Annotated in this window: 18 protein-coding genes and 2 pseudogenes; 12 read left to right on the forward strand and 8 right to left on the reverse strand. The window is 71.4% G+C overall.

Features of this window, described 5'->3' with window-relative positions; translation table 11 throughout:
* Positions 1–28: 28 nt before the first annotated feature.
* The 7 genes from ACIRRH_RS34395 to ACIRRH_RS34425 all read left to right on the forward strand — a co-directional run bounded on the left by ACIRRH_RS34395 (position 29) and on the right by ACIRRH_RS34425 (position 7,776).
* Positions 29–1,492 carry an aldehyde dehydrogenase gene (locus ACIRRH_RS34395; RefSeq protein ID WP_403075303.1) on the forward strand — a complete coding sequence of 488 codons (1,464 nt, stop codon included), beginning with the start codon at positions 29–31 and terminating at the stop codon, positions 1,490–1,492.
* Entirely contained in the window at positions 1,485–2,420 is a 936-nt protein-coding gene (locus ACIRRH_RS34400) for a 3,4-dihydroxyphenylacetate 2,3-dioxygenase (RefSeq protein ID WP_403075305.1), read from the forward strand. The genes ACIRRH_RS34395 and ACIRRH_RS34400 overlap by 8 nt, the downstream gene beginning before the upstream one ends.
* Positions 2,421–2,432: 12 nt before the next feature.
* Positions 2,433–3,278, forward strand: a complete 846-nt coding sequence (locus ACIRRH_RS34405) for a fumarylacetoacetate hydrolase family protein (protein WP_403075307.1) — start codon at positions 2,433–2,435, stop codon at positions 3,276–3,278.
* A gap of 27 nt (positions 3,279–3,305) precedes the next feature.
* Positions 3,306–3,920 (forward strand): TetR/AcrR family transcriptional regulator, encoded by a 615-nt coding sequence (locus ACIRRH_RS34410; RefSeq protein WP_403075309.1) that lies wholly within the window; start codon positions 3,306–3,308, stop codon positions 3,918–3,920.
* A 120-nt stretch (positions 3,921–4,040) separates the two neighbouring features.
* Entirely contained in the window at positions 4,041–5,489 is a 1,449-nt protein-coding gene (locus tag ACIRRH_RS34415) for an APC family permease (protein ID WP_403075311.1), read from the forward strand.
* A 74-nt stretch (positions 5,490–5,563) separates the two neighbouring features.
* A complete protein-coding gene (locus ACIRRH_RS34420; RefSeq protein ID WP_403075313.1) occupies positions 5,564–7,054 on the forward strand; it encodes an aldehyde dehydrogenase in 1,491 nt (496 codons plus the stop codon).
* Positions 7,051–7,776 carry a gamma-glutamyl-gamma-aminobutyrate hydrolase family protein gene (locus tag ACIRRH_RS34425; RefSeq protein ID WP_403075316.1) on the forward strand — a complete coding sequence of 242 codons (726 nt, stop codon included), beginning with the start codon at positions 7,051–7,053 and terminating at the stop codon, positions 7,774–7,776. Before ACIRRH_RS34420 ends, ACIRRH_RS34425 begins: the two co-directional genes overlap by 4 nt.
* A 39-nt stretch (positions 7,777–7,815) precedes the next feature.
* Here the strand turns inward: ACIRRH_RS34425 and ACIRRH_RS34430 are convergent, their stop codons facing one another.
* Positions 7,816–8,388, reverse strand: a complete 573-nt coding sequence (locus tag ACIRRH_RS34430) for a MarR family transcriptional regulator (RefSeq protein WP_224279526.1) — start codon at positions 8,386–8,388, stop codon at positions 7,816–7,818.
* Positions 8,389–8,475: 87 nt separating this feature from the next.
* Positions 8,476–9,108 carry a flavin reductase family protein gene (locus tag ACIRRH_RS34435; protein ID WP_403075319.1) on the reverse strand — a complete coding sequence of 211 codons (633 nt, stop codon included), beginning with the start codon at positions 9,106–9,108 and terminating at the stop codon, positions 8,476–8,478.
* Positions 9,109–9,649: 541 nt separating this feature from the next.
* Between ACIRRH_RS34435 and ACIRRH_RS34440 the strand changes: the two genes are divergently transcribed.
* The gene (locus tag ACIRRH_RS34440) at positions 9,650–10,204 is read left to right on the forward strand and encodes a hypothetical protein (RefSeq protein WP_403075321.1); all 555 of its coding nucleotides are present in this window, start codon (positions 9,650–9,652) and stop codon (positions 10,202–10,204) included.
* 24 nt (positions 10,205–10,228) lie between these two features.
* Positions 10,229–13,609 (forward strand): CHAT domain-containing protein, encoded by a 3,381-nt coding sequence (locus ACIRRH_RS34445; protein WP_403075324.1) that lies wholly within the window; start codon positions 10,229–10,231, stop codon positions 13,607–13,609.
* Between the two features lie 12 nt (positions 13,610–13,621).
* Here the strand turns inward: ACIRRH_RS34445 and ACIRRH_RS34450 are convergent, their stop codons facing one another.
* The gene (locus ACIRRH_RS34450; RefSeq protein ID WP_403075326.1) at positions 13,622–15,355 is read right to left on the reverse strand and encodes a serine/threonine-protein kinase; all 1,734 of its coding nucleotides are present in this window, start codon (positions 15,353–15,355) and stop codon (positions 13,622–13,624) included.
* Between the two features lie 116 nt (positions 15,356–15,471).
* Positions 15,472–16,140: a class I SAM-dependent methyltransferase gene (locus tag ACIRRH_RS34455; protein ID WP_403075328.1), complete on the reverse strand. Its 669-nt coding sequence runs from the start codon at positions 16,138–16,140 to the stop codon at positions 15,472–15,474.
* 139 nt (positions 16,141–16,279) lie between these two features.
* On the opposite strand from ACIRRH_RS34455, the gene ACIRRH_RS34460 reads away from it, so the two are divergent.
* Positions 16,280–17,836 carry a recombinase family protein gene (locus ACIRRH_RS34460; RefSeq protein WP_403075330.1) on the forward strand — a complete coding sequence of 519 codons (1,557 nt, stop codon included), beginning with the start codon at positions 16,280–16,282 and terminating at the stop codon, positions 17,834–17,836.
* A gap of 791 nt (positions 17,837–18,627) precedes the next feature.
* Positions 18,628–18,801: pseudogene (locus tag ACIRRH_RS34465) on the forward strand (pirin family protein); the annotation flags it as partial.
* An 86-nt stretch (positions 18,802–18,887) separates the two neighbouring features.
* On the opposite strand, the gene ACIRRH_RS34470 reads toward ACIRRH_RS34465, so the two are convergent.
* From ACIRRH_RS34470 to ACIRRH_RS34485, 4 genes and pseudogenes are all read right to left on the reverse strand, one after another.
* On the reverse strand, positions 18,888–21,029 hold the full coding sequence (locus ACIRRH_RS34470; RefSeq protein WP_403075333.1) for a UvrD-helicase domain-containing protein: 2,142 nt from the start codon (positions 21,027–21,029) through the stop codon (positions 18,888–18,890).
* A 91-nt stretch (positions 21,030–21,120) separates the two neighbouring features.
* Positions 21,121–22,386 (reverse strand): McrC family protein, encoded by a 1,266-nt coding sequence (locus ACIRRH_RS34475; protein ID WP_403075335.1) that lies wholly within the window; start codon positions 22,384–22,386, stop codon positions 21,121–21,123.
* Positions 22,383–24,142 (reverse strand): annotated as a pseudogene (locus tag ACIRRH_RS34480) (DUF4357 domain-containing protein). Before ACIRRH_RS34480 ends, ACIRRH_RS34475 begins: the two are co-directional and overlap by 4 nt.
* 56 nt (positions 24,143–24,198) lie before the next feature.
* On the reverse strand, positions 24,199–25,068 hold the full coding sequence (locus tag ACIRRH_RS34485) for a TIGR04141 family sporadically distributed protein (protein ID WP_403075338.1): 870 nt from the start codon (positions 25,066–25,068) through the stop codon (positions 24,199–24,201).
* Positions 25,069–25,219: 151 nt separating this feature from the next.
* Between ACIRRH_RS34485 and ACIRRH_RS34490 the strand changes: the two genes are divergently transcribed.
* Positions 25,220–25,441 (forward strand): DUF5710 domain-containing protein, encoded by a 222-nt coding sequence (locus tag ACIRRH_RS34490; protein ID WP_403075340.1) that lies wholly within the window; start codon positions 25,220–25,222, stop codon positions 25,439–25,441.
* Positions 25,442–25,890 lie beyond the last annotated feature (449 nt).

A 25,890-nucleotide genomic window follows, 5' to 3' on the forward strand; every position in this document is an offset into this window, starting at 1 on the left:
GTCCGTTGCGAGCAAGGAATCTGACGACATGAGCGAACACCTCACCACCGTCGCCGGCGTCGCGGTCGACACCCGGCACTGGATCGGCGGCGAGCGCGTCGCCTCCGCCGCGACCTTCACCGACCACTCGCCGATCGACGGCAGCGTCCTCGGCGAGATCGCCCGGGGCACCGCCGCGGAGGCCGAGGCGGCGGTCGCCGCCGCCAAGGCCGCCTTCCCCGCCTGGGCCGCCACCTCCCGCGAGGAGCGCGCCCGCCTGCTGCACGCCGTCGCCGACGGCGTCGAGCGGCGGCTGGAGGACCTGGCCGTCGTGGAGACCGCCGACAACGGCGCCCTGCTGCGCTCGCACCGGCGCGGCGTCATGCCCCGGGTCGCGCACAACTTCCGGTTCTTCGCCGACTGGCTGCTCAAGCTCGACCACGCGGACTTCGACACCCGAGGCCACAGCAACCACGTCAGCTGGGACCCGGCCGGCCCGTGCGTGCTGATCACCCCGTGGAACGCGCCGCTGATGCTGGCCACCTGGAAGGTCGCCCCGGCGCTGGCGGCCGGCAACACCGTCGTCCTCAAGCCCGCCGAGTGGTCGCCGCTGACGGCCTCGTTGCTCGCCGAGATCGCCGCCGAGGCCGGGCTGCCCGCCGGCGTCCTCAACGTGGTGCAGGGCCTCGGCTCGGAGATCGGCGACGCGCTGACCTCGCACCCCGACGTGCGCCGGATCAGCTTCACCGGGTCGGTGCCGACCGCCAAGCACATCGCCGCGTCGGCCGCCGCCAACCTCACCCCGCTCAGCCTCGAACTCGGCGGCAAGTCCCCGCTGCTGGTGTTCGCCGACGCCGACCTCGACCTCGCCGTCGACCTCGCGGTGGAGCAGTACGACAACGCCGGGCAGGTCTGCCTGGCCGCCACCCGGCTGCTGGTCGAGGAGAGCGTCGCCGAGGAGTTCACCCGCCGCTTCGTCGAGAAGGCCGCGCTCCTGAAGCAGGGTGACCCGCGCGACGAGGCGACCGACCTCGGCCCGAACATCCACCCCCGCCAGCTGGAGAAGATCGACGGCTTCGTGCAGCGGGCCGTCGCGGCCGGTGCCCGCGCCGTGATCGGCGGCCACCGCCGGGACGGCCAGTACTACGCGCCGACCCTGCTCACCGGCGTCGCCCAGGACTCGGAGATCGTCCAGGAGGAGGTCTTCGGGCCCGTCCTGACCCTGCAGACCTTCGGCGACGAGGACGAGGCCGTACGGCTGGCCAACGACACCCGCTTCGGCCTGGCGGCCACCGTGGCCACCGGTGACCCGGAGCGCGCCCGGCGCGTCACCGGGCAGCTGGTGGCGGGCACCGTCTGGGTCAACTGCTTCTTCGTCCGGGACCTCCAGGCCCCGTTCGGCGGTTCCCGCCACTCGGGCGTCGGCCGCGAGGGCGGCACCTGGAGCTTCGACTTCTACTGCGACCTCAAGAACACCGTCACCTCGCCGAAGGGATGGAAGGACCATGGGTGAGATCGTCGGAGCCGGCCTGCTCGCCCACGTCCCCACCATCGTGCTGCCCGAGGAGACCAGGCTCCAGCTGAACGAGGGCCGGGAGATCACCCTCGTCACCGGCCTGCGGCAGCTGCGCGAGGACGTCTTCCGGCGCGACGACTACGACACCGTCGTCGTCCTGGACTCCCACTGGGCGACCACCGTCGAGTTCGTGGTCACCGCCCAGCAGCGCCGGGCCGGCCTGTTCACCTCCGAGGAACTGCCGCGCGGCATGTGCCGGATGCCCTACGACTTCCCCGGTGATCCCGAACTCGCCCGCAACATCGCCTCGTTCGCCGACCGGCACGGCACCTGGATCACCGCGATCGACGACGCGTACCTGCCGATCTACTACGCCACGATCAACCTGTGGAAGTTCCTCGGCGAGGGCCTGCCGGACAAGCGCTGGGTGACCATCGGCGTCTGCCAGACCGGCGACATGGAGGACCACCTGCGCCTGGGCCGCGCCCTGGCCGACGGCATCGCCGCCACCCCGGGCCGACGGGTGCTGCTGATCGCCTCCGGAGCCCTGTCCCACACCTTCTGGCCGCTGCGCGAGCTGCGCGACCACGAGTCCGGCGACCCGGCGCACATCTTCACCCCCGAGGCGCGGGCGGCCGACGAGGAGCGGATAGCCTGGTTCAAGGAGGGCCGCCACGACCGGGTCCTCGACACCATGGACGAGTTCTGGCGTCACAAGCCCGAAGCCCGGTTCTTCCACTACCTGATGATGGCCGGCGCCCTCGGTGAGCAGGCGTGCACCGCGAAGGCGCGCCAGTACGGCGAGTACGAGAACTCGATCGGCACCGGCCAGGTCCACCTCTGGTTCGACCGCCCCGAGAACGGCTGGACGGGCGCAGGCCTGCCCGCCCCCGCCGGTCCCCGCAACCCCCACAGCCTGGTCTAGAAAGGCCCCGCCATGCCCGAGTACCGCCGCATCCTCCTCGACGGCGCCGCCGTCCAGACCGTGCGCGACGGCGACGAACTGGTCGCCGGAGACGGCCGGCGCGTCGCGATCGAGGACGCCCACCACCTGCCGCCCGTCGTCCCCTCGAAGGTGATCGCCGTCCACCTCAACCACCGCAGCCGGGTGGAGGAGTTCCAAATCGGTCTGCCCGACACCCCCACGTACTTCCACAAGCCGACCTCGGCGCTCAACTCCCACAAGGGCGCGATCGTCCGCCCCGAGGGCTGCAAGTGGCTCAACTACGAGGGCGAGGTCGCCATCGTCATCGGCCGGACCGCGCGCAACGTCTCCCCGGCCGAGGCGGGGGAGTACATCGCCGGCTACACCGTGGCCAACGACTACGGCCTCCACGACTTCCGGGACACCGACGCCGGCTCCATGCTCCGGGTCAAGGGCTCCGACACCCTGTGCCCGCTCGGCCCCGGACTGGTCACCGACTGGGACTTCCACGGCAAGCGGCTGCGGACCTACGTCAACGGAGAGGTCGTCCAGGACGGCTCCACCGACGAGATGACCTGGGACATGCACTACCTCGTCGCGGACATCGCCCGCACCATCACCCTGTACCCCGGCGACGTGCTGCTGTCCGGCACCCCGGCCAACTCCCGGCCCGTCCGGCCCGGGGACGTCGTGGAGGTGGAGGTGGAGGGCCTCGGCCGGCTCACCAACCACGTCGTCACCGGGCCGACCCCGGTGCGCACCGACGTGGGGGCGCAGCCCACGGAGTCGGAGGAGGTGCTGTCCACCGCCCTGGGCGGCGACTGGGAGTTCCGCGGCATCAGGCCGCCGAAGCGCTGACCGGTGGGCCCCGGTAGGGTCGATCACATGACCGACCCCGTCAAGCCCGCCCCCGCTCGCCGCCCCCGCAAGCGCGTGACGAACTACGGGACGGGCCGGACGGCCCTGCTGGACGCCGCCGTGCGCGTGGTGGCCCGGGGCGGTCTGCGCAAGCTCACCTACCGGGCCGTCGCCGAGGAGGCCGGAGTCACCCACGGGCTCGTGGTGCACCACTTCGGTTCGCGTGACGCGCTGATCGAGGAGGCCGTCACCCACGCCATCCGCTCCTCCCTGAGCACCAGCACCCTCGGCGCCGGTACGGGCGGCCCGGCCGACTTCGCCACCGGTCTCGCGGAGATGGTCGAGGCCGGCCCCGAACTGCAGGCGTTCCAGTACGAGTTGCTGCTGGAGGCCCGCCGCAGGCCCGAGCTGCTGGCGCAGCTGCGCGGCCTCTACGAGGAGTACTTCGAGGCCAGCCGACGCGAGCTGGACCGCATCCTGCCCGGGCCGGTGAGCCCCGGCATGTCCCGGCTGGTCTTCGCCGCGCTGGAGGGCCTGGTGCTGCACCAGCTGGTGTTCGGCGAGCGTGCGACCACCGACGAGGCGCTGACGGAGCTCAGGGGCCTCCTGGCAGGGCTGGCCGAGGAGCGGGACGGGCACTGACCAGGGCGCTGCCCGGGATTCCTGCCTCCCAACCCCTTGTCAAACGGATAGTTGCACCCCACGATGAGGCAACTCGTTTGACCTGAAACGACCCCCCACATCTTCTGGCAGGTGATCCGAGTGGACAGCAAGACGGCTCCCTCCGAACAAACCGGACGGAACGCCCCCACTGCAGCCACACTCAAGCCCAACGCCCTGGGCGTCCTGGGCATCCTCTTCTTCGTACTCTCCGGCCAGGCCCCGCTGACCGGCATCGCGGGCGCCGCCCCGATATCGGTCGCCATCGGCAACGGCTCCGGCACCCCCGCGGCCTACGTGGTGGCCGGGGCCGTGATCCTGCTCTTCTCCGTCGGGTTCATCGTCATGGGCCGGCACGTCGTGGACGCCGGCGCCTTCTACACGTACATCGGCACCGGCCTCGGCCGGGCCCTCGGGGCGGGCAGCGCGGCCGTCGCCCTGTTCGCCTACTGCGTCATCCAGGCCGGGATGTACGGCCTGTACGGCTCGATCGTCAGCGGACTCGTCGCCGACCACACGCCGCTCCACCTCCCGTGGTGGGTCTACACCCTGGTCACCATGGCCGTGGTGCAGGCCCTCGGCGCCCTGGGGATCGAGATGGGCGCCCGGGTCCTGGCCGCCTTCGTGATCGCCGAGTTCAGCATCCTGCTGCTCTTCGGCCTGGTCACCCTCTTCAAGGGCGGCGGGCCCGAAGGGCTCGGCGTCGCCGACAGCTTCTCCCCGTCGGCGGCCCTGCAAGGCGCACCGGGCGTCGCCGTGATGTTCGCCCTGGCGTCGATGTTCGGCTTCGAGGCCACCGCCATCTACGGCGAGGAGGCCAAGGACCCCAAGAAGACCGTGCCGAGGGCCACGTACCTCTCGGTGACCGTGGTCACCGGCTTCTTCGCCCTCACCTCGTGGATGCTGATCTCGGCCTACGGCGCCTCGAAGGCACCGGCGGCGGCGGGCAAGGCCCTGGAGAGCGGCGACTCCGCCGGGTTCGTCTTCGCCCCCGTCACCGACCTGTTCGGCGGCTGGCTGGGCAGTGTCCTGCCGATCCTCCTGGCCACCTCGCTGTTCGCCGGCGTCCTGACCTTCCACAACTCCGCCAGCCGTTATCTGTTCTGCCTCTCCCGTGACGGCCAACTGCCCGCGCGGCTGTGCCGGTTGAACGGCCGGCACGCCCCGGCGATCGCCGGCCGCGCGCAGACCGTCATCGCCGCGCTCCTGGTCGTGCCCTTCGCCCTGGCCGGCAAGGACCCGGTACTCACCCTGTTCTCCTGGTTCAGCGGGCTCGCCGTCCTGGCGATGATGCTGCTCTACCTGCTGACCTCGGTGTCGGTCGTGGTGTTCTTCCGCCGCCGGCGGGTGGACACCCGGATGTGGAACACGGTGATCGCCCCCGTGATGGGTGCGCTCGGCATCGCGGGCGCCATCTGGCTCATCCTGGCCAACTTCACCACCCTGATCGGCGGCGAGGCGAGCACGGCCCTGTGGCTCGTCCTGTCGGTGCCCGTCGTCATGGCGCTAGGGGTGGCCAACCACCGCATCCGGCGCCGACGCACCGGCTGACTCGTCCGGCGCGCGCCCGGAGACCGGGCGCGCGTCACCCGCTTCCACTTCACCCACGTGGTCTGGAGGACCCCTTGACCCTCGCCACCCACGACGACTGGCTCCGCCGGGCCGAGACGCTGAAGCCGGTCGGCACCCACCTGATCGACGGCACCGACGAGGCCGGTGGCGGCGGCACGTTCTCCGTGGTGTCGCCCCGCGACGGCCGGGTGCTGGCCCAGGTCGCCGACGCCGGCGCGGCCGAGGTCGACGCGGCCGTCGCCGCCGCGCGCCGCGCCTTCGACCACGGGCCCTGGCCGCGGCTGTCCCCCGCCGAGCGGGGCCGCGTCCTGCTGCGGTTCGCCGACCTCCTGGAGGAGCGGCGGACGGAGCTGGCGCTCACCGTCAGCCTGGAGATGGGCAAACCGGTCGCCGAGGCCCACGACATCGAACTGCGGGCCGTCGTCAACACCTTCCGCTGGTACGGCGGGCTCGCCGACAAGCTCACCGACGAGTCCCCGCACACCGCGCCCGACGCCCTTGCCCTCGTCACCCGGGAGCCCGCCGGCGTCGTCGGCGCGGTCGTCCCCTGGAACTTCCCCCTCACCCTGGCCGGCTGGAAGATCGCCCCGGCGCTGGCCGCCGGCTGCACCGTCGTGCTCAAGCCCTCGGAGAACTCACCGCTGTCGGCGCTGCTGCTCGGGCGGATCGGTCTGGCGGCCGGACTGCCGCCGGGCGTGCTCAACGTCGTGGCCGGCGACGGACCGGTCGCCGGCCGGGCCCTCGGCCTCCACCCCGACGTGGACGTCCTCGCCTTCACCGGCTCCACCGCCGTCGGCCGCCACTTCCTGCGCTACTCCGCCGACTCCAACCTCAAGCGGGTCTGGCTGGAGCTGGGCGGCAAGTCGCCCAACATCATCCTGCCCGACGCCCCCGACCTGGAGCAGGCCGCGGCCACCGCCGCCTGGGGCATCTTCTTCAACCAGGGCGAGATGTGTACCGCGCCCTCCCGGCTCCTGGTCCACACCTCCGTCGCCGAACGGGTCACCGAGGTCGTCGTGGCGCGCGCCCGCGCCCTGCGCGTGGGCGATCCCCTCGACCCCGCCACCGAGATGGGCGCCCTGGTCGGCGAGAACCACCTCGACCGGGTCCTCGGCCACGTCCGCACCGCCCTCGACGACGGCGCCCGCCTGCGCGCCGGCGGCGCGCGCACCCTGGCCGGCACCGGCGGCGCCTACCTCGAACCGACCGTCTTCGACCAGGTCGCCCCGGACAGCCGGCTGGCCCGCGAGGAGGTCTTCGGCCCGGTGCTGTCCGTCCTCACCTTCGACGACCTCGACCAGGCCGTCGCCCTCGCCAACGCCACCGAGTACGGCCTCGCGGCCGGACTGTGGACGTCCGACCTGTCCACCGCCCACAAGGTCTCCCGCGCCCTCAGGGCCGGTACGGTCTGGGTCAACTGCTACGAGGAGGGCGACCTCACCGTGCCCTTCGGCGGTATGAAGCAGTCCGGCAACGGACGCGACAAGTCCGCCCACGCCCTGGAGAAGTACACCGAACTGAAGACCACCTGGATCCAGCTGTGACCCACCGACCGCTCATCGCGATCCCCGCCCGCTTCGCCGCCACCACCTCCGCACTGCGCTACGCCGCGGAGGTCAACGCCCGGGCCCTGATCGAGGCCGTCTGGTGGGCCGGCGGCGAGCCCATCACCCTGCACCCGCACGCTCCCGGCGGCGCCGCCGATCCCGCCGAGGTCGCCGCCCGGCTCTCCCGGTTCGACGCGCTGCTGCTCCCCGGCGGCGGCGACCTCGCGCCCCACCGCTACGGAGCGTCCGACGCCCATGAGGCCGTCTACGACGTGGACGACGAGCAGGACGCGTTCGACCTGGAACTCGCCCGGCAGGCCCTCGCGGGCGGGGTGCCGCTGCTGGCCGTCTGCCGCGGACTCCAGGTGGTCAACACCGTCCTGGGCGGCACCCTGCACCAGGACATGGGCGGCCCCGGGCGCGAGCACCGCCACCGTCGGCACCGCGTCTCGCTCACGCCGGGCTCCCCCCTGGCCCGGATCACCGGTGCCGAGGAGGTCCAGGCGTCCTGCTACCACCACCAGCACGTGGACCGGCTGGGGGAGGGCCTGGCCGTCACCGCCCGGGCCGCCGACGGGGCGGTCGAGGCCGTCGAACTCACCGGGCACGACGGCTGGTTCGCGGCCGTGCAGTGGCACCCGGAGGACACCGCCCACGAGGACCCGGCCCAGCAGCGCCTCTTCGACGCACTGGTGCGGGCCGCCCGCGGCGCGGTCTGAGCGGACGTGCCGCGCGCCGGCCGGCCCGGCCTCGCCGCGTCAGCGGCGGGCGCGCCGGCCGCTGCGGCGCGGGGCGGGCTCCTCGCCGTTCAGGAGCGACCGGCGCCGGTCCTCACCCGCCTCCTCGACCTGGAGCACCACGCGCCGCAGCCCGTCGGCGAGGCTGACGCACTCCGCGTCGCTCAGCTGCGCGGTGACGAAGGACTCCTCGTCGTTGAACGCGGGGAACACCCGGCGCATGAACTCCTCGCCGTCCTCCGTGAGTGCGAGCAGCACCAGCCGCCCGTCGGTGGGGTGATCGGCGCGCCGCAGCAGGCCGCGTGACTCCAGCGTGCGGGACACCCCGGTCAGCGTGCCCTTGGAGATCCCCGCCTCCTCGGCGACGTGCCGCGTCTCGGACTCGCCCCAGACCCACACCACCCACAGCACCACGAAGGCGGTCCAGGTCAGGTCCGAGCCGCGCAGTACGGAGTTCTCCAGGTGCTGCCGCACGGCGGAGGCGGCCCGGTAGATGTTGGCCACCGCAGCCATCCGCTCCCGGCGGACGGGGATGCCGCCGAGCTTCGCCTGCACGAGCCTTTCCGCCTCGTTGATGGACCGCTGGCTGGGCACGGGTGCTCCCTCACATCATCGCCGGGCCGCGCGGGCCCGGCCGGGCCCACGGCCGTTCAAGCTTCGCATTCTACGGGCGGACAACGCTCAGACGGCCGCCGACGGGCGCGGGTGCGGCATGTTCCAACCCTCGGCGAGCCTCGACGGGTGAACGTTGTGCCCACCGCCGAAGAACTCGCAGAACTTCATGATCAGCGGGTCCCAGCCGAGCGGGTCCACGTAGTGGGTCCCCGGGATGACCAGCCCCTCCTCGACATGGGCGCGAAGAACCTCGACCTCGAAGGCGGTGGCGTGTGAGCCACCGAAGGGATGGGCCGAGACGACGCGGCACTCCAGCTGGACCGGACATTCCGCGACCCGTGGGGCTCGGACCAGGTCCGATGCCTGCTCGGTCAGCTGCGCGGTCGAGAACTTGTCCGGCTCGTACCGGTAGCCCTGCTCCACCTTGTAGTCCGGCACGGCCGGCTTCCCGGTGGTGAGCGCGATCCGGTCAACGGCACCGACCATCGCCGACGAGGGCAGGTTGAGCACGCACTCGCCCTCCCGCAGCAGGTTCGCGGTGGTGTGGGCGTTGTTGCCGAGACCGAGCATGCACGACTGGCCCAGCCACCACGCCGAGGAGATCGGCGCGAGATTCGCCGTACCGTCCTCGTTGAGCGAGCTGATCAGCACCACCGGAGTTCCGAAGTACAGGACCTTGAGCCCGGGGACGATGTGCATGCGCTGCGCCTTTCGCAGAGTTCCGAGCGGACGGACCCGTGATGGGGAACACGAGCCGTCGCCGACCTTCTCGCGACGGGACCACCGGCGCTGGCGGAAACACGACATCGCACTCCCGCCGGGTGGAAGCCGTCGCCGAGGACGAACGGGCTGGTGGCGGGGGTCGGTGGTGGAGTGCCGGCCGGACGTCGAGCGGACCTTCGTGCCCGAGGCTCCGGCCGAGTCGGGTTCGCGGAGTTCACCCCGTCAGCTCCCCCGAAGCGCCGACCGATGTCGTCATCCTCACGCACGGTGTCGCTGCCGGGCGCTGGGCTCGACTGGTGGCTGGTCCCAAGTGCCCTTCGAACACGGCTAGATGATTGATGCCAAGGGCTCGCGGCATGCATGACATGAAGCGAGGGAGTCCGGCAAGGTCAGTGGCAACCTCCACCGGCCAGTCAGCTACCATCGCCAGCTCCAACGCGTCTTCCACACCTCCGCGTCGGTCAGCATCCGCTGCGATCCGAACTCGAAAGTTCTCTTGCGACAGGGAACTGGCGTGATGACGGGCGACCCGATTTCGGCTGTTTGTGCCGCGAACGTCTGGCGAGCGCGCAAGACTTGGGACATGTCGACTCAACGTGACCTTCAATGGCAGATCCGGCTGCTCTCCGAGGAGGAAGCAGTCAGAGCACTGGCCGCTGTGGTTGAGGATCGCGGGCTTCTCGCCGCGGCCGGGGAGCTTCCCTCTCGAGGTGAGGAACTACGGGAGGCCGTGTCGACTGAGGACCTGGCGGTGTACGGGCGGCCGGAGGAGCCGCCCACGTCCGACGGGGAACTGGCGCGGCTTGTGCTGGCGTACGCGGCGGATCGGGACGAGGCGCTGGCCGGGACGGTCGGCGAGGCCGTCGAGTACGCGCGGGAGCCGGCCGAGCGCTTCGACGGCGTCATGCTCGGGGTTGCCGTGCTGGCCCTCACGCTGTTGCAGACCGATGTGCTCGTCAAGCGCGAGTCGAGCGGCCGATGGAGCTTCACCATCCGGAAGCGGGCGCTTCGGGATTCCACCCTGGGGAAGGTCCTGACGGCGCTGCTGTCCCAGATCACCGGCGGAAAGTAGCCGCCGGCAAACGGAGGTTCGGCTGTGACGGTATCGGCGAGGGCCCCGTACGCGTGGAACTGCCCGGAGTGCGGCCGGGGGTGTCAGGAGCCGGTCTGGCACATCATCGACGCCCGCGAGCGGGCGGACGTGCTGGAGGCCGACGGCCCAGGCGTGTCCTGGGTGGCCTGCCCGGGCTGCGGGGCGCGAGCGCACATCGACGCGCCGGTGCTGGTGCTGCGCCCCGACGCGATCGTCCAGGTGCTGTTCGCGGCGTCCGTCGAGGACCTCCAGACCGGCGCCGGGGACTCCGCCACCCGCATCCTGGCGGAGGCCGGACGGGCCGGGGCGTTCGAGGGCGGAACCATCACCGGGCAGACGATCCCCCTGCCACGCAGGGCGCTTCCGGTCGTGCTGGCCCGCGATGTCGACCGGGACCTCGACGACCCGGAGACCGCACGCCGTGAACTCCTCCCGGAGGGCCCGCCGACGGTCGCCAACTACGAGATCTTCCTCGAATTCGCCCGGGCGGAGCGCGAGGCGGCGCGGGCGCGGTACCTGCTGCACGCCGTGATGGCGACCCTTCCTGACGCGTTCGCCGAACTCGTCAGGAACAACCCCGAGTTGACCACCTCCACGAAGGTCCGTGACGCCGCGAGAGAGGAACTGCACTCGATGGCGGGCACGCCCATGGAAACCCTGCTCGGCGCGCGCCAGCGCCTGCTGGACGGCCTGTGCCGGAGCGACCCGCCGCAGGACGAGGTGATCCGCCGCTACTTCGGGGAACTGGAACGCCTCGGCCACGGGCTGCGGGAACGGCTGGCGGTGCTGGACCGCAGGGCGCGGGAGACCACAGGGGCCGAGGGCGTGCCGGCCGCGCGGGAGGCGCTCGCCCTCGCCCGCCAGACCGGCGATGCCGCACTGGAGACCGAACTCGCCGCCCTGCTCGGCTCCCGGCTGCTGGACGTCGTGCACGACGGGCTCGACACCGACCCGTCCGAGGCGATCGCCCTGCTGGAACACGCCCTCGGCCGGCTTCCCGAGGGCAGCCTGCCCTGGGCCCAGGTGGCGAACAACCTCGCCTCCGGACATGAGCGGCGTCAGGACGGCGACCTCATGGAGAACTGGCTCACCGCCCGCGGCCTCCTGGCGCGCGCCGCCGAACTGGACCACGACCTGCACCCGGACACCTGGGCGGTGATCCAGACCAACTACGGCTTGCTGCTCGCCTCGCGGCCCGGCGGCGGCCCGGAAGACCTCGACCTCGGAATCGACCGCCTCCTTCTCGGCCTGCGAGCCCGCTCACCGGAACGCAACGCGGTCGACTGGGCCTACTCCATGCTCAACCTCGGCATGTTGCTCTTCCGCCGCGGACGGCCGGAGGACCTGCTCCAGGCGGAGCAGCGCTACCGGAGCGCACTCGCCCACCTGCGCCCCGACGACCACCCGCGGCTGTGGGCGCAGCTGCAGTGCAACCTCGCGGACCTTCTGCTGTCGCGGGAACCCGCCGACGCCCTCGGCGCCCGGGCGGCGGTGACCGCGGCACTCGACCTGTCGGCCGCGCGACCCGGCCCGGTCGACTCCGCGCGCGTCAAGTGGCTGCTCGCGCGCTGCCATGACCGGCTCGACGAACCGGGCAGCGCAGAAGGTCTTCGGCTGCGCCGGGAGGCCCTGCTCGCCGCGCCGCCGACGGTCTCGCCGAGCCTGCACCTCGGCATCGGCACCGAGGTGCTCACCGCCCTCACCGACGCCGAGCGGTGGACGGAGGCGGCCGACCTCGCGGCCGGCCTGCTCACCGCGCTCGACGCGCTCTACGACGCCCAGGTCACCGCCCCCGGCCGCCAGGACGTGCTCACGCGCTGGCCACCGCTCACCCGCTTCGCGGCGTACCTGCTGACCCGGGCGGGCCGTCCGGAGCAGGCCGTCGAAGCGATCGAGCGCGGACTGGCCCGCGAGCTGTCGGTCTCGACCGGACGCGGCGCGGTGGAGCTGGCGGCCCTGGAGCGGATCGATCCCGCGCTCGCCCGGCGGTACCGGCAGGCACAGTCCCGCTACCGGCGCTCCGCCGCCGAACCGGCCGCCGCGACATCCCACGGGCTCGACCCGGGAACGGCCGAACAGGCCGATGCGGAACGCGAGCTGCGCACGGTCATCGCGGAGATCCGGCGGATCCCCGGTATGGAACGCTTCCTGTCCACCAGCGGACTGGAGGACATCGTCCGCGCCGCGGCCGGCAGACCGCTGGCCTACCTGGTGTACGCGCCGTGGGGCAGCTGCGTCCTGACGATCCCGCGGAGGCCGGACCTCACCCCGCCGCCCCCACCGGGCGCGGGCGGGAAGCTGCCGCAGGCGGACGCGCGGCCCCGGGTGCTGGGCACCGTCGTACCCGAGGTCTCCGGCGCCACCGTCCTCAGCCTCCTGATCCTGGGCCAGGAGGACGGGCACGCACCCGGGGTGCTCCTGACCCAGCACGCCGGAGCCCTCAGACGGCGCAAGGACCTGCCGGCCGCCCTGGACCGCCTCGGCCTGCTGGAACCGCTGCTGCTCCCGGTCGCCCGGCTCCTGGCGGAGGACCCGAGCCGCGAGGCCGTGGTGATCCCGACCGGGCTGCTCGGTATGGTCCCGCTGCACGCGGTGCCGGTCGGCCCCGGCCGGGCCGGTGTGCTGGACGACGTCGGCACCCTCTACGTCTCCCCGTCGGCGGCCGTCCACGCGGCCTGCGGAGCCAGAGCCGCGCGTCCTCCGGAGACAGCTCGCCGGCTGGTGGCGGTCGGCGATCCGGACGGCTCGCTGCCGGGCAGCCGGGCCGAACTCGACGAGGTCCTCCGCGTTTTCGAGCCGCTGGGAGAAACCCGCCGGGCGATCGGGGCCGACGCCACCGTGGGGTGGCTGCTCGACCAGGTCGCGGAGGCGACCGTGCTGCACCTGAGCTGCCACGGCAGCGCGGACCTCGGCAGCCGGGGTGCCTCGCTGGCGCTGGCCGACGGGCGGCTGGACGTGGAGGTCCTGGCCCGCCGGCAACTGCGCCGCTGCCGGCTCGTGGTGGTCAGTGCCTGCCAGTCCGGCCACTTCGAGATCGTGCGGATGCCCGACGAGTTCGTCGGGCTCCCGGCCGGGTTTCTCCAGGCCGGGGCGGCCTGTGCGGTGACCAGCCTGTGGCAGGTGGACGACCTCGCCACGGCAGTGCTGATGACGCGATTCCACGAGTTGTGCGCACCCGCCGGTGCCGACGGGAGCGATCCGGTGCGGGCGCTGCGCGAAGCGCGGTCGTGGCTGCGCGGCCTCACCGGGGCGGAGCTCGCGCAGTACACGACCGGCCGCCCCGGGCTGGCCGGCCTGGCCCGCCGCTATGCCGCGCCGGCCGCCGACGGGCAGCCGTTCGCGTCGCCGCGGCGCTGGGCCGGGTTCACGGCCTGGGGAGCCTGACCGCCCCTTCGGTCAGTCCAGTGACACGGGTCCGTTCGGTCCCAGCCGGTAGGACGCGAAGCTGTGCGGGGAACGCGGGGAATCGATCTGCATCCAGGTGTACCGGCCGCCCACCAGACCGGTGACGGTGACCTTGGCCGGGGCGTGGACCGGTCGGCCCTGGGCGCAGTTGGGGACGCACGGCACCTCCTCCTTGGTGCCGGTCGCGGTGGCGGTGGGCGTTCCCCAGCCGGACCAGGTCAGGTCCAACAGCGAGAGCTTGCCGTCACCGCAGGCGAGCAGCAGCTTCGTCGGCTTGACGACGTTCCCTTCGTAGCAGGCGGCGATCAGGGCGGGCTGGGTGCTCGGCTTCGTGTCGGCAGGCGGGGCCGGTGTCCTGGTGGCGCGTTCGGGGTCCGCCGTCGGGGTGGGAGTGCGCTCGGGGACCACCGTGGGGGCGGGAACGACCACGGGCGGGGGCGTGGACCTGGGCGTCGCCACAGTCGGGCTGGGCAGGGACACGGTCGGGCTGGGCGTCGTCTGCCGCAGCGGGGGCTGGGTGACGACCGGGACCGGCTTGCCGGCCTCGCGGGTGCCACGGTCGAACAGTTGCGGAACGAGCACGCCGGCGGTGACCGCCAGGGCGGCGGTGACGGCGCCGGCCACCAGGAGCCCCCACCGGGCGGTGCCCGACCACGTCCGGGGGACGGGCTTCCGGGCAGCAGGCACACTGGGGACCGGACGGTTCGGCTCCGTGCGTGCCGCCTCCGCGCGTTTCGCCTCCGCGCGCAACCGGGCGACCTCGGTCCGCTGGTGTCCGATCAGCTCGTGGACCGCGGCTGGCCAGGGCCGGTGGACGGGAGCGGCGAGCCGGGCGAGGGAGTCGAGCAGGCTGTCGGCGCTCGGCCGTAGCCCGGGATCCTTGGCCAGGCAAGGAGCGGCGATGCGCTGGATCTCCTCGGGAAGCCTCCCGAGATCCGGGTCGGTGTAGACGATGTTGTACAGCGTCTGCGGAATGGACGGCCCGATGAACGGGCACGCGCCGGTGTAGGCCATCAGCAGGACGGTACCCAGCGAGAACACGTCACTGGGCGGGCCGGCCGGAAGCCCCTGGGCCTGTTCGGGGGACATGAAGGCCGGGGAACCGACGAGCAGCCCCGTGTGGGTGAGGGTGGTCCCGTCCTCACTGTCGGCCGCGCGGGCGATGCCGAAGTCGATGAGCCTGGGACCGTCCTCGGCGAGCAGGACGTTCGACGGTTTGATGTCCCGGTGCACCAGTCCGGCGTGGTGGACGTCGGCCAGCGCCGTGGCGAGTCCGGTGGCCAGTGACAGCACGGACGGCGCGGGCAGGGCGCCGACCGTCTCCACGGCTTCGTGAAGGGAGAGCCCCGGGATGAAGTCCGAGGTCAGCCAGGGCTCGGGTGCGTCCGGGTCGGCGTCGACGACCGTCGAGGTATAGGCGCCGGTGACGCTCCGGGCGGCCTCCACCTCACGGCGGAAGCGGGCCCGGAAGCCGTCGTCCTCCAAGAACCGCTGGTGCACCTGCTTCAGTGCGACCAGCCGTCCGTCCGGAGCGGTACTCAGGAGCACCCGGCCCATCCCACCCCGGCCCAGTTCCGCGATCGGTCGGTACGGACCGACCGCGATCGGATCGGTCGGCATCAGTTGCTTCACTCGGCCCCCTCCGAGACGGACAGACAGTCCTGCTGGCAGTCTGGCCGCCCCGCACAACTGATCGCAAGCAAGTCTGCTCAAAGCCCTTGACATGCACGTGATGTGATGGTCAGTCACATTTCGCGCGGGGCGGCGGTGGCCCGCGGTGGGCGGTTGAAGTCGGAGGCCTGTCCGCCGCTGGTGCGGGCAGGCTCGGGCGTGTGGCGCTGTCAGATGCGGGTGGCGGTGACGACGTGGTAGTCGACCAGGCCGTCGCGCCAGGCGGTGAGGAAGTGGCGGGTCCAGTGGGCGGGTGGGACGGTGTCGGCGAGGTAGCGGTCGAGGCCGGGCCAGACGTCGGCGCCGATGGACTCGGTGCCGACGTCGGTGAAGCCGAAGCGGGTGAGGCCGGCGGTGAAGTCGTCGAGGGGGTGGGCGACGTCGAGGCCGTCGGCGAAGCTGGCGAGCATGATCTTGAGGCGTTCGGCGGCGTCGGAGCCGGGCGCGGTGAAGAAGGTGGTCACGACCAGGCGGCCCCCTGGGCGCAGGACGCGGGCGGACTCGCGGGCGAAGCCCGTCAGCTCGCGGAAGTGCTGGGCCGCCTCGACGGAGAAGACGCCGTCCAGGTAGCCGTCGGAGAACGGGAGTTCGTCCGCCGACCCGAGGGTGTACGCCAGCCAATCGGGGTACGTGGCCAGGGCTCTCGCGTTGACGGCACGGGCCCGCTCGATCTGGTCCGGGTGGATGTCCACCCCCGTCACCGCCGCGAAGCGGAACTCCCGCAGCGCCAGCGCCGCGCCCAGCCCCCGCCCGCAGCCGACCTCGGCCAGCCGCAACCGCTCCCGGGGCTCGGGGAAGGCCCGCAACACCCGCCGGTACATCTGCTCCTGGCTGCGCACCCGGTCCTCGGGCGTCGGGGCGGCGAGGTCGATCCCCTTCCAGTAGCCGAAGTTGATGAAACCTCCGGCGAAGGGCGGCGGGACACCCTGCCAACCGGAAATCCGTGGCAGGATGGTCCGCCTTCTTCGGAGAGCACCAATGCCCGAACTGTCCTACGTCGACCTCTACCTCCGGAAGTCCCGGATCGTCCGCAACGAGGACCCCCGCGACCTCACCTCCATCCAGGCCCAGGAGGACTCCGGACGGTCCTGGGCGGCCCGCGAGGGCTACCGGGTCCGCAAAGTCTGGGTCGACAACCTGTCCGCCTGGAGCGATGTCGAACGTCCGGAGTTCGACAAGGCCCTGGCGGCAGTTCTCGACGGTGAGGTGCCGGCGCTGTGGTGCGCCTACCTGGACCGATTCACTCGCAAGGGCATCGATGACATCGGGCCGATCCTCGGCAAGGCCCGGGTGATCTTCGACTACGACGGTCTGGACAGCTCGAACGAGCGCGACCGGCGATGGATCATCGACCGGGCCGAGCAGGCCCGCGAGTTCTCCAACCGGCTCTCGTACAACATCAAGACGACCAAGGCGTCGATGCGGTCGCGCGGCCAGTGGACGCAGGCCCCGCCGTACGGCCTGGAGGTGGACGCCTCCAAAAAGCTCCGCCACAACTCCGACTGGCGCTACGTTCTGCACGTCGTCGAGTCCGCCGCGCTGGGGTTCAGCCACCGGTCGATCGCGAAGGGCATGAACTCCGGGCCAGCCCCGATCGCCGGCCCGGGAGGAGGCCTCTGGTACCCGAGTGTCGTGGGCCGGATCATCCACAACCCGGTCTACGAGGGTTGGCAGGTCGCCCCGTGCCGGAAGGACGGCAGCGGGCGGTTCGAGGCGTACCGCGACCAGCAGGGCAACCGTGTCCGGGTGTTCGTGGACGGAGCCGAGCCGATACCCCACGAGCTGTTGGTCCGTGCGCGGCAGAACGCGAACGGGAACCGCCTTCTGGACCCCGCGGTGTGCGTCTCGACCCGGGAGACGCCGCACCTGCTTACGGACAGCGTGATGTGCTGCGGCTGCCGGCGCACGGCCTCGGTCAGGGGGCTGAGCCATGTGTGCTGGCGGGGCAAGGACGCGCTCGCCTGCGCCGAGCCGCTGTCCGTGCTGCGCACGGCCCTTGAGGACTACGTCACGGAGGCGTGGTTCACGAGGCTGAAGGCCACCCGGCCCGAGGACCCGCTGCTCGTCGTCGCGGCGCAGCGGTGGACGGGCCTGCGGCAGTCACCGGAGATGGCGACCGAGCTCGCGGATGCGCTGGCGGCGCTGAAGACTGCGGAGGCTGGCGTTCAGCGTCTGGTTGCGCAGCAGGCGTCCGGCTTCTTTGACCCGCCCTTCGACACGCACCTTCCCCGGCTTCAGCATGAGGCCCGAGTCGCCTTGGACAGTGCGAAGGCGAGGGTGGCCGAAGCGAGCCCGAAGCAACTGGACGTTTCCTTCCTGCTGGAGGATGAGCGTCTCCGCCGGGCATGGGACGAGGCGGACCTGGGCCTTCGCAGGGAGCTGATCCGCCTGGCGGTGAGGCGCGTCGTCGTCCGGAAGGGCAAGCGCGGGGTGCACCCGTTCAATGGGGATGACCGCGTGGAGATCCATTGGCTGGACGCGCCGGATCCGTGGGTGCCGCAGACGGAGCTCGAAGACCTCGCGCCGGCCGCGTGACGGTCTGTGCTCGGAGGCGGTCCACGGCTCGCACAGCGTGGGCTGCCTCCGTCCTCACCTCGATAAGGCGGCCAGGCCAAATCACGCATTGATCGGACCATCGGTCTCCCAACGGGACGTACGGGAGGTCTGCATGTCCGCTTACCAGGTGCATCCATTTCGAGATCTCGCAGGCCAACTTGTGATTCGTGAGCCGCTTGCTGACCGCGGGCCGCAGGAGCCCCCGGCGTGGGAGATCGAGTGTGACTCGCCACGGCTAGCAGAGCGTCTTGCTGATCTTTTCGGAACCCGTGCAGAGTTGGAGGGCAAGGCGCTTGGCCGGAGGCGTATAGGAACCGGGCAGGACGTTCTGCGGGTGTTCGTGGAGGACGAGCGAGCAGTCTCACTGAGGATGGTCCGAGGGGCGGGGCGTGCGGTCGCGCATGTCTGTGACGGGCAGCCGTCCCTGCCCCCGATCGATCGGATGGACGGAATGTGTGGATGCCCTCCAGCTATGGTAGATCGCCGTCTTGCAGCGCGATCCGGACTCGGCCCCTCGCCGAACACGCGGCTTGTCGTCCACCTGGCTGCCGCGCCTCACATTGGAGCGTTTGGGCTGACGACGTCGTCGTGGGACTTCGCGGAAGAAGCGAGCGGACTCGTTGACCATTTGCGGCATCATGGTGGTCCTGCCGAACTGCGGCTTCGTGCCCTGGTGAGTGAGTTCAGGACTCGGAGCCGAGTGCAGGTCAGGTATTCCAGGCCAGCGGTCGAGATCGACGTCATGCATGAGTGCTCGTGACCGGCGAATCCGGGTGATGTTGTGGTGGAACTTCATCGGCCGCACCACCGAGGACATCGCCCGGGCCCGCGCCGACTGGATGGCCGGCGACCGCTTCGGCGAGGTCCACGGCTACGCCGGCGACCGGCTGCCCGCTCCGGAGCTGCCTGACGTGCCGCTGAAGGCCCGGGGGCGCGAGCGCTGATCGGCTATGGAGGATACGGCCCCCATCCCACAGGCGGTGGGGCGACAAGATTCGGGCACGCACGTGGCTGTGACCTGTGACCGGCGTCAATTCGTCTGCGACGAACGGAGGAATTCGCTCGGCGACCCGCTCCACGTCACCCGCAGTGCTTCTCGTGCCCGGGTGCAGGCGACGAACAGGAGGCAGCGCTCGCGCAGCAGGTCGGACTCGTGTTGCAGCGGGTCGGTGTCCACCGGGGTGACCTCCCTGGCGAAGGGCACTGCCTCGGCCGAAGCGCCGAGAACGGCGACTGCCCTGAACTCCAGGCCCTTCATCGCGTGCATCGTTGCCAACCGCACACCGGAGGTACCAGCTGGAGCCTGTCCCCTGGTGCGCACAACCGGCACCCGGGCCGCCGTCAATTTCTCCTCCGCCTTGTCCAGGGCCAGGTTGAACCGGGCGCAGACGCCGATCTCTCCGGGTGCGATGCCGTCGGCGATCCACTGCTGGACCCGTTCCACGAGTACGGCCACTTCCTCCTGTCGGGTCGCGAATCCGTGTGTCTCCGGCTTGGAACCGTGCAGGAGCGAGCGGTACCCCACCAGCGAATCACTGCCCCCGCCCTCCAGCGCTTCGATGCTCACCGGCGCCAGCAGCCGCGCCGACCAGGCCAGGATCTCCTCGGTGGACCGGTAGTTGACGCGGAGACGGAAGCTGCGGCCGGTCGTCCGGATACCAAGGGAGCCGAGGGTGACGCGCGAGTCGTAGATCCGCTGATGCGGATCGCCGGTGAGGAACAGGTCGTCGGGGCCCGGTGCGACGGCGGCGCGCAGCACCCGCCACTGTGCCGGGTGCAGGTCCTGGGCCTCGTCGACGACGACGTGCCGGTGGGTCGGGCCGTGTGTGCCGAGCAGGTCGGCCGCCCGTGCGCAGATGCGCAGGTGGGTGCTCTCGCCGCGGTCGCGCAGGGTCTGTTCGAAGAGTTCGACGGCCTCCCAGAGCAGCTTGCGTCGACCGGGACCGAGCGGCGTGCCGCGTCCGTTGCGGGGGGCCGCGAGGTAGGAGTCCAGGTCGCGCAGGTCCTGTCCGAGGACGACGTGCCGGTACTCCTGGGCGAGGAACTGTTCGGTGAACGGCAGGCCGAGCCCCTTGACGACTTTTCCCCACAGCTTCCGCTGCTCGCCGTCGCCGAGCGGCTGAGGCACCCGCGAGTCGTGGCGGCGCACGGTTCCGTTGGCGTACGCGTCCACGGTCGTGATGTCGACCCGGGCGAGCCGGTCCTCGTCGTCGTCGAGGAGGAGGCCGAGGTTGTCCCGCAGGCTGGCGGCGAGGGCGTTGGTGTACGTGGTCAGCAGTATCCGGCCGTCGTCCGAGCGGTCCAGCAGGTGTTTGACGCGGTGCAGTGCGGCGACCGTCTTGCCCGTACCCGGCCCTCCGGTGACCTGGACGGGGCCACTGTAGGAGGTGCGGTAGGCGACGCGCCGCTGGGACGGGTGGAGGAAGATCCGCCAGACGGCGAACGGCTTCGCCAGCATCTCCTCCAGCTCATCCGGCTCGGTGACGAGCCGGATCCGCCCGGAGGTGTTCGCGATGACGGTGGCCAGGTCCTCGACCGGCTCGGCCGGCGCGCCGACCGGGCGGCGCGCCGCGACGACGTCCCGGTAGACGTCCTCCGGGGTGAAGCCCTCCGCGAGGTACTGCAACACTTCCAGCTGGTCCTCGGGCAGCAGCGTGGCGAAGGCCTCCAACTGCGCCTTGTCCGCGATCGAGCGGACGGCGCGGAGCACCTGGTCGTCGATGCCGAGTTCGTGCAGCGTCCCGTCGGACACCTTCCGGAAGAGCAGCGTGGGCGCCTGCCGTGCGGCCTGTTCGTACATCGGCGTCAGCTGGTCGAGGGCGACTGCGTTGCGGACCTCCAGGGCGCGGGTGGCGGTGTTCGCGCTGTAGAGACGCTTGGCGGCCCACGAGTAGGCGTCGTCGTGGGGGAGGACGTTGACCAGCAGGAAGACGTCACTGCTGTCGTCCGGGGCGAGCACGACGCCGCGCCAGAAGTCGGTGATCCGGATGGTCCGCATCCGCGGGTCGCGGGAGTTCTCGACGGACTCCAGGTGGAGGCCCTTGTCGGCGTTCAGTTCGGCGACGCTCAGGGCCTGGAACTTCGCCATGGCCTTGCGCACACCGGCGCGGATCGGCTTCTCCAGGGTGTCGTAGCCGTCCCAGAAGCTGTTGGCGAAAGCGAGTCGAGGCATGTTCCCTCTCGTGTTCCGGTGCTGGTCGGACCAGGGCCCGCAGAATTTCTGCGAGCGTGCCGGACGGGCCAGCATGGGGAAGCTCGTCCGGTCATGATCCCAGACGGCCGTTGACGCCGGCCACGCGCGTCGCCAGGGTGCGGAAGACCGTGAGGAGCGCGGCGGGCTCGGCGTCCATTTCGAGGGCGTGCTGGTACAGCCTGATGCCCCGTCCGCCGGGGCCGGCCGTGCCGCGCACCTCGTGGACGCGGCAGTCCGCCCGGCCGGCTGCGTACACCAGGTGGCCCTCGTCCAGGCCGAGGGCCGTGCAGTACGCGAGCATCTGGTAGAGGTCCTCGTTCGGGTGGGCGCCGCCCGCCTCCGTCTTGTACTTCGCGTCGACGACGGCCACCGGCGTCCGGCCGTCGGCGTCGTACACGACCAGGTCGGGGCGCAGCCGGACGAGGCGGGCGGTGTCCAGGTGGTGCCGGTCCTGGAGGCGGGCGGAGAGCCCGTGCTCGCGGACGGCTTCCCGCAGGGCGCCGGTGACGAAGTCCTCGAAGAGCGAGTTCATGTCGAACAGGAAGCCGTCCAAGCGGAGTTCGCCCGGCCGGTGCTCCGGCGTGGAGCCGGCCAGCAGCGCCTCGGCCAGCCGGAGCGCGGGCTGATAGCGGGCGTTGAGGCGGGACGGGGACCAGGCCGGCAGCTCGTGCCCGCGCACCAGCGGCTCCGCGTCGACCAGGCGCACCCGCTGGTGCGCCAGGCGCCGCCGCACCGGGCCCGGCACGCCAGTCAGCCGCAGCAGCGTCTCGGCGGCGGCCCGCAGGATCCGGTTCTCCGGAATGTCGGCGGTGTACGCGTCATAGACGACTTCCACCGGCGGGGTGCGGCCGAAGTGCCGGCGGATCTGCTCCGCCTCGCGGATCCGGCCGCGCACGACGAGCGCGGACTCCTCCGTCCGCCGGTAGCCCTGCAAGACACCCTGCCGCAGAGCCGCGTCGATCTGCCGCTCCACGGCGTGCGCGAGGGCGGGCACCACGTCCTCGTACACCCCCGCGTCGACCGTGCCGTCCCGGCCCTGCCGCCAGGCCTTCGCCGGGTCGAGGCTGAAACCGAGAAGGAAGAACAGCCGGCGCACGGGCGTCTTCGGTGCTATCCGGACGGTGAGTGCGCGTCCGGTCCCGGGGATCCGGACCGCGCCGACCAGGCTCCCGGCCCGCAGCAGCCAGTGCCCGTCCCGGTACGGGTCCGGCACGGCGCTCTTCAGGACGCCCGAGGCGGCCAGCGCCCGGCCGGTGGCGGCGTCCAGCGGCACGGAACGGGCGGGGGCGTGCTCGCGCAGGGAGATGTCAGCGGCGGGGCCGCCATCGGGGTTCACGGCAGCGACTTTCGCAGGGCGTCGAGTCCGTAGCGGGCCTCGATGTCCTCGCCCTCGCCGTAGTGGTGCTCCTCCAGCAGCGGCAGGATCTTCGTCCGCCAGACGCGGCGCAGCCGGTCGTCGGCGTGGATGCCCGGCTTCATCAGGTAGGAGGGGCCGATGGCAAAATCGGGGTCGCCGATCCGGTCGTTGAGGGCGCCGAGGAGGCCGGCGGGCTCGGGGTCCAACTGCTCGCGCTCAAGCCAGCGGTGCAGCAGGCCCCGGGTGGGCTCGGTGCGCGGGGAGAGTTCGACGAAGGCGAAGCGGCGGCGCATCGCGGCGTCGACGAGGGCGATCGAGCGGTCGGCCGTGTTCATGGTGCCGATGACGAACAGGTTGGGCGGGAGGGCGAAGTCGTCGCCGGAGTAGGTCAGTCGGACCGACTTCTTGCGGTATTCGAGCAGGAAGTAGAGCTCGCCGAAGACCTTGGCGAGGTTGGCGCGGTTGATCTCGTCGATGATCAGGAAGTGGGGAAGGTGACGGTTGCCCTCGCGGGAGGCGAGGTCGGCGAGTTCGCGCAGCGGCCCGGCGGTGAGCCGGAAGGCGACGTCGTGCGTCTCCGGGTCCTCGGTGGGCCGGAAACCCTCGAAGAAGTCCTCGTAGGCGTAGGAGGGTGAAACTGGACCAGCTTCACCTGCTCCGGGCCGCCGCCGAAGTGCTCGGCGAGTTTCATGGCCAGGTAGGTCTTGCCGGTGCCGGGCGGACCGTAGAAGACGAGCTGCCGCTCCTCCCAGATGAGTTCGCGCACCTCGTCCAGCCATGCGAGGTCGTGGACGAGCAGGTCGTCGGCGAGGGAGCCGTCGACCTGCGGCAGCGACAGCTCCTTCGCCTCCTCCAGGTCAGCAGTGGGTATCGAGACCGCCACCGGCGTGACGAGCCGGGCGAGCACGTCGGCGACCGGGGTCAGGTCGACGACGTCGTGCTGGACCGAGAGCTTCTGCTGAACCTCCTCCGGCAGTTCCTCGTACGGAAGGCCCTCCGGCTGCCAGACGGCCTTCCGCCGCAGGTTGGACAGGCCTCCAGGGGAGTCGGTCTGCTCGGCCGGGCTGTCGATCTCGCCGAGGTACAGCAGACCATCGGCGAGGGTGACGACGGTGTCGCCCTCCCGCATCTGGGTCAGGAACGAGTGGATTTCGTCGACCAGACCGCGCTTCTGGTTGTACGTGGCGGAGCCCTCGTAGCCCTCCTCGACGTAGCTGCGCAGGGCGCTCTTGGTCGGGTCCGCCTCGTCGAGCGGCGGGAGGTGGGCGCCGGAGAGCGAGACGATCCCGTCGGCGAGCCAGAGCCGCCGCACCAGGTTGTGCCCGGACACGTTGGAGCCGCGCACCAGCCACGCCTTGTGCGGGATGCGCCAACTGCCGGGCAGGTAGTCGGCGAGGGGGTAGCCCTCGGTGGTCCGCCAGGTCTCGGGGCCGCCGGCGTTGTAGCCGAGCACGACGGTGGCGGCGGCCGAGGGCGAGTTGCACTCGATGTCGCGGTTCGCCACCCAGTAGCCGGGGCGGTCGTCCACGAGGGACCAGTCGGTCCGCAGGGCGGCGCGCAGCCGGCGGCCGTAGTCGCCAAGCTTGGGCCAGTCGGTCGCCGTCGCTGACGACCCCTCCAGCAGCAGGAACTTGGGCGAACCGTTGTTGCCGATCTCGTCGAGAAGCCGCCCGCATGCGACGAGGTCCACGCCAGGAAGCTTGATGTGGAACTCGGGGCGATCCGGGTGGGACATGGGGAGCCTTTCCTGCGTCAGCCTGGTGGCGCGTCACAGCCTACGTGTTGACGGTGTCAATCGACCGGGAGCCCGGCGCGGGCACGGTAGTCGATCCCCTGGATGTGCACCTCGATGCCCAGGTTCTGCAGTGCGCGCGCGGTGTGCAGCAGCGAGATCTTGGAGACGGTGAACAGGGAGTCGGAGGTGAGCGCGGCGCCCGTCTTCAACGCGATGGCGAAGAGCACCCGGCGCGGCTCGAAGCGCCCCTCGGGGAACGCGGGAAGCCGCTTCCTGACGGCCTCGACGACAGCAGCGTTCGCGTCGCTCTCGGTGTGCAGGGCGTCGGCGGACACGTGGCCCTGAACGAACAGGTGGCTGAGCGGGCCCGATTCCTTGGTCTGCTTGACGTGCACGAGGGTGCCGTCAGGCGCGATCAGGTCGGCGGCCTCGAAGCCGAGGGGGTGCAGCTTGCACTGGATCAGGCCCCCGTCCAGGAAGGCCCATCCAAGGGAGCGGGCCGCCAGCCGGTTGTAGCTGTTCTCGTAGGTGTTCTTGAGCCCGAGCGCCCGGGCCTCGTCCTCCGTCGGCCATGCGGGGAGGTCGTAGGCCGGTGACGCCTCGAAGAGCTTGCGCACCTCGGCGTCGACGTACTCCAGGTGGTTCGCGCCGATCTCGTACCAACCGTTCTGGTGACGGATGAAGTGGCTGTTGCCCAGGGACACCTCGGCCGAGACCCACTTCAGCGCGTCCGTGGCGGGCCCGACGGGCAGTCCGGCGTCCGTGTCGGACATCAGCTGGATCTCCGCCCTCTTGAGTGCCTCCAGCCGGCCTTCTGCCGGGAGTCGGTCCAGGAGGTCCTGGAAGCCGGCGAGTGTCACCTCATCGGTGCGGAAGGGCTTCTGGCCGTGCCTCGGGGACACGCGTGCCGACTGGCTCTCCGCCATGACGTCGAGCAGCGTGGACGGCCTTCCACACGGCCGGTCTGGTGAGTGAGAGCGGCTCCGTACGCCAGGACCCACGGCTGGGGGCGCTGGACACTCAGTACCGCATGCGCGAGCCGATCTGTCGGCTGGTCAACCTGGGGCGCCATGCCAGGTGATCTCGGCTGATCAGCTGATCCCGACGCGGGATGCGACCGGGGCGGCGAGCATTCGGCCCGGGGACGTCATCCACGGGCGGCTCTACCTCAACGTCCCGTACGGCGAGAAGGGCGAGGCCAAGGCACTCCTCAAGGCCCGGTGGGACAAACCGAACGGGCTTTGGTATGTCGATGCCGAGCGGGTGAGCCGGGAGCAGGCTGTTCGCTGGTTGTTCTGATGGCGGGGGTGAGTCTTCGACCGCGCTCCTGCCGGTCAGGGCGGCGCCTTGTGGCGTCACACCGGAAACTGACAGGGTCGAATGCTTCTCACGCGATGCGAACCGGACGCCCGCCCTGACGGTACGGAGAAGGAGGCAGGATGGCACGGGTGAACCTGCGGGCCGTGTTCATGAGCGGCCTGTCGTCGAGAACCGCGCATGCAGCCCGGACAGCATCCCCTGCCAGGCCTCGATCTGTCCCACCCCGAGATCCACAGACACGGCAGAACACAACCACAGCCACCAGCCGAACTCACAACCGTCCCGCCCATAACTGTGATTGCAGTACTAGCCCCAATACCAGTGACTTAAGGATCTTTGCTGGTAGGCTGCCTGTCCAGGAGGTGCCTGGATGCCACGCCCTGGGCAGGTCAAGCCGCCGACGGACGAGCGGTTGTCGGACCGGATCG

It is taken from the genome of Kitasatospora sp. NPDC101235 (genome assembly GCF_044767505.1).
Taxonomy (GTDB): domain Bacteria; phylum Actinomycetota; class Actinomycetes; order Streptomycetales; family Streptomycetaceae; genus Kitasatospora.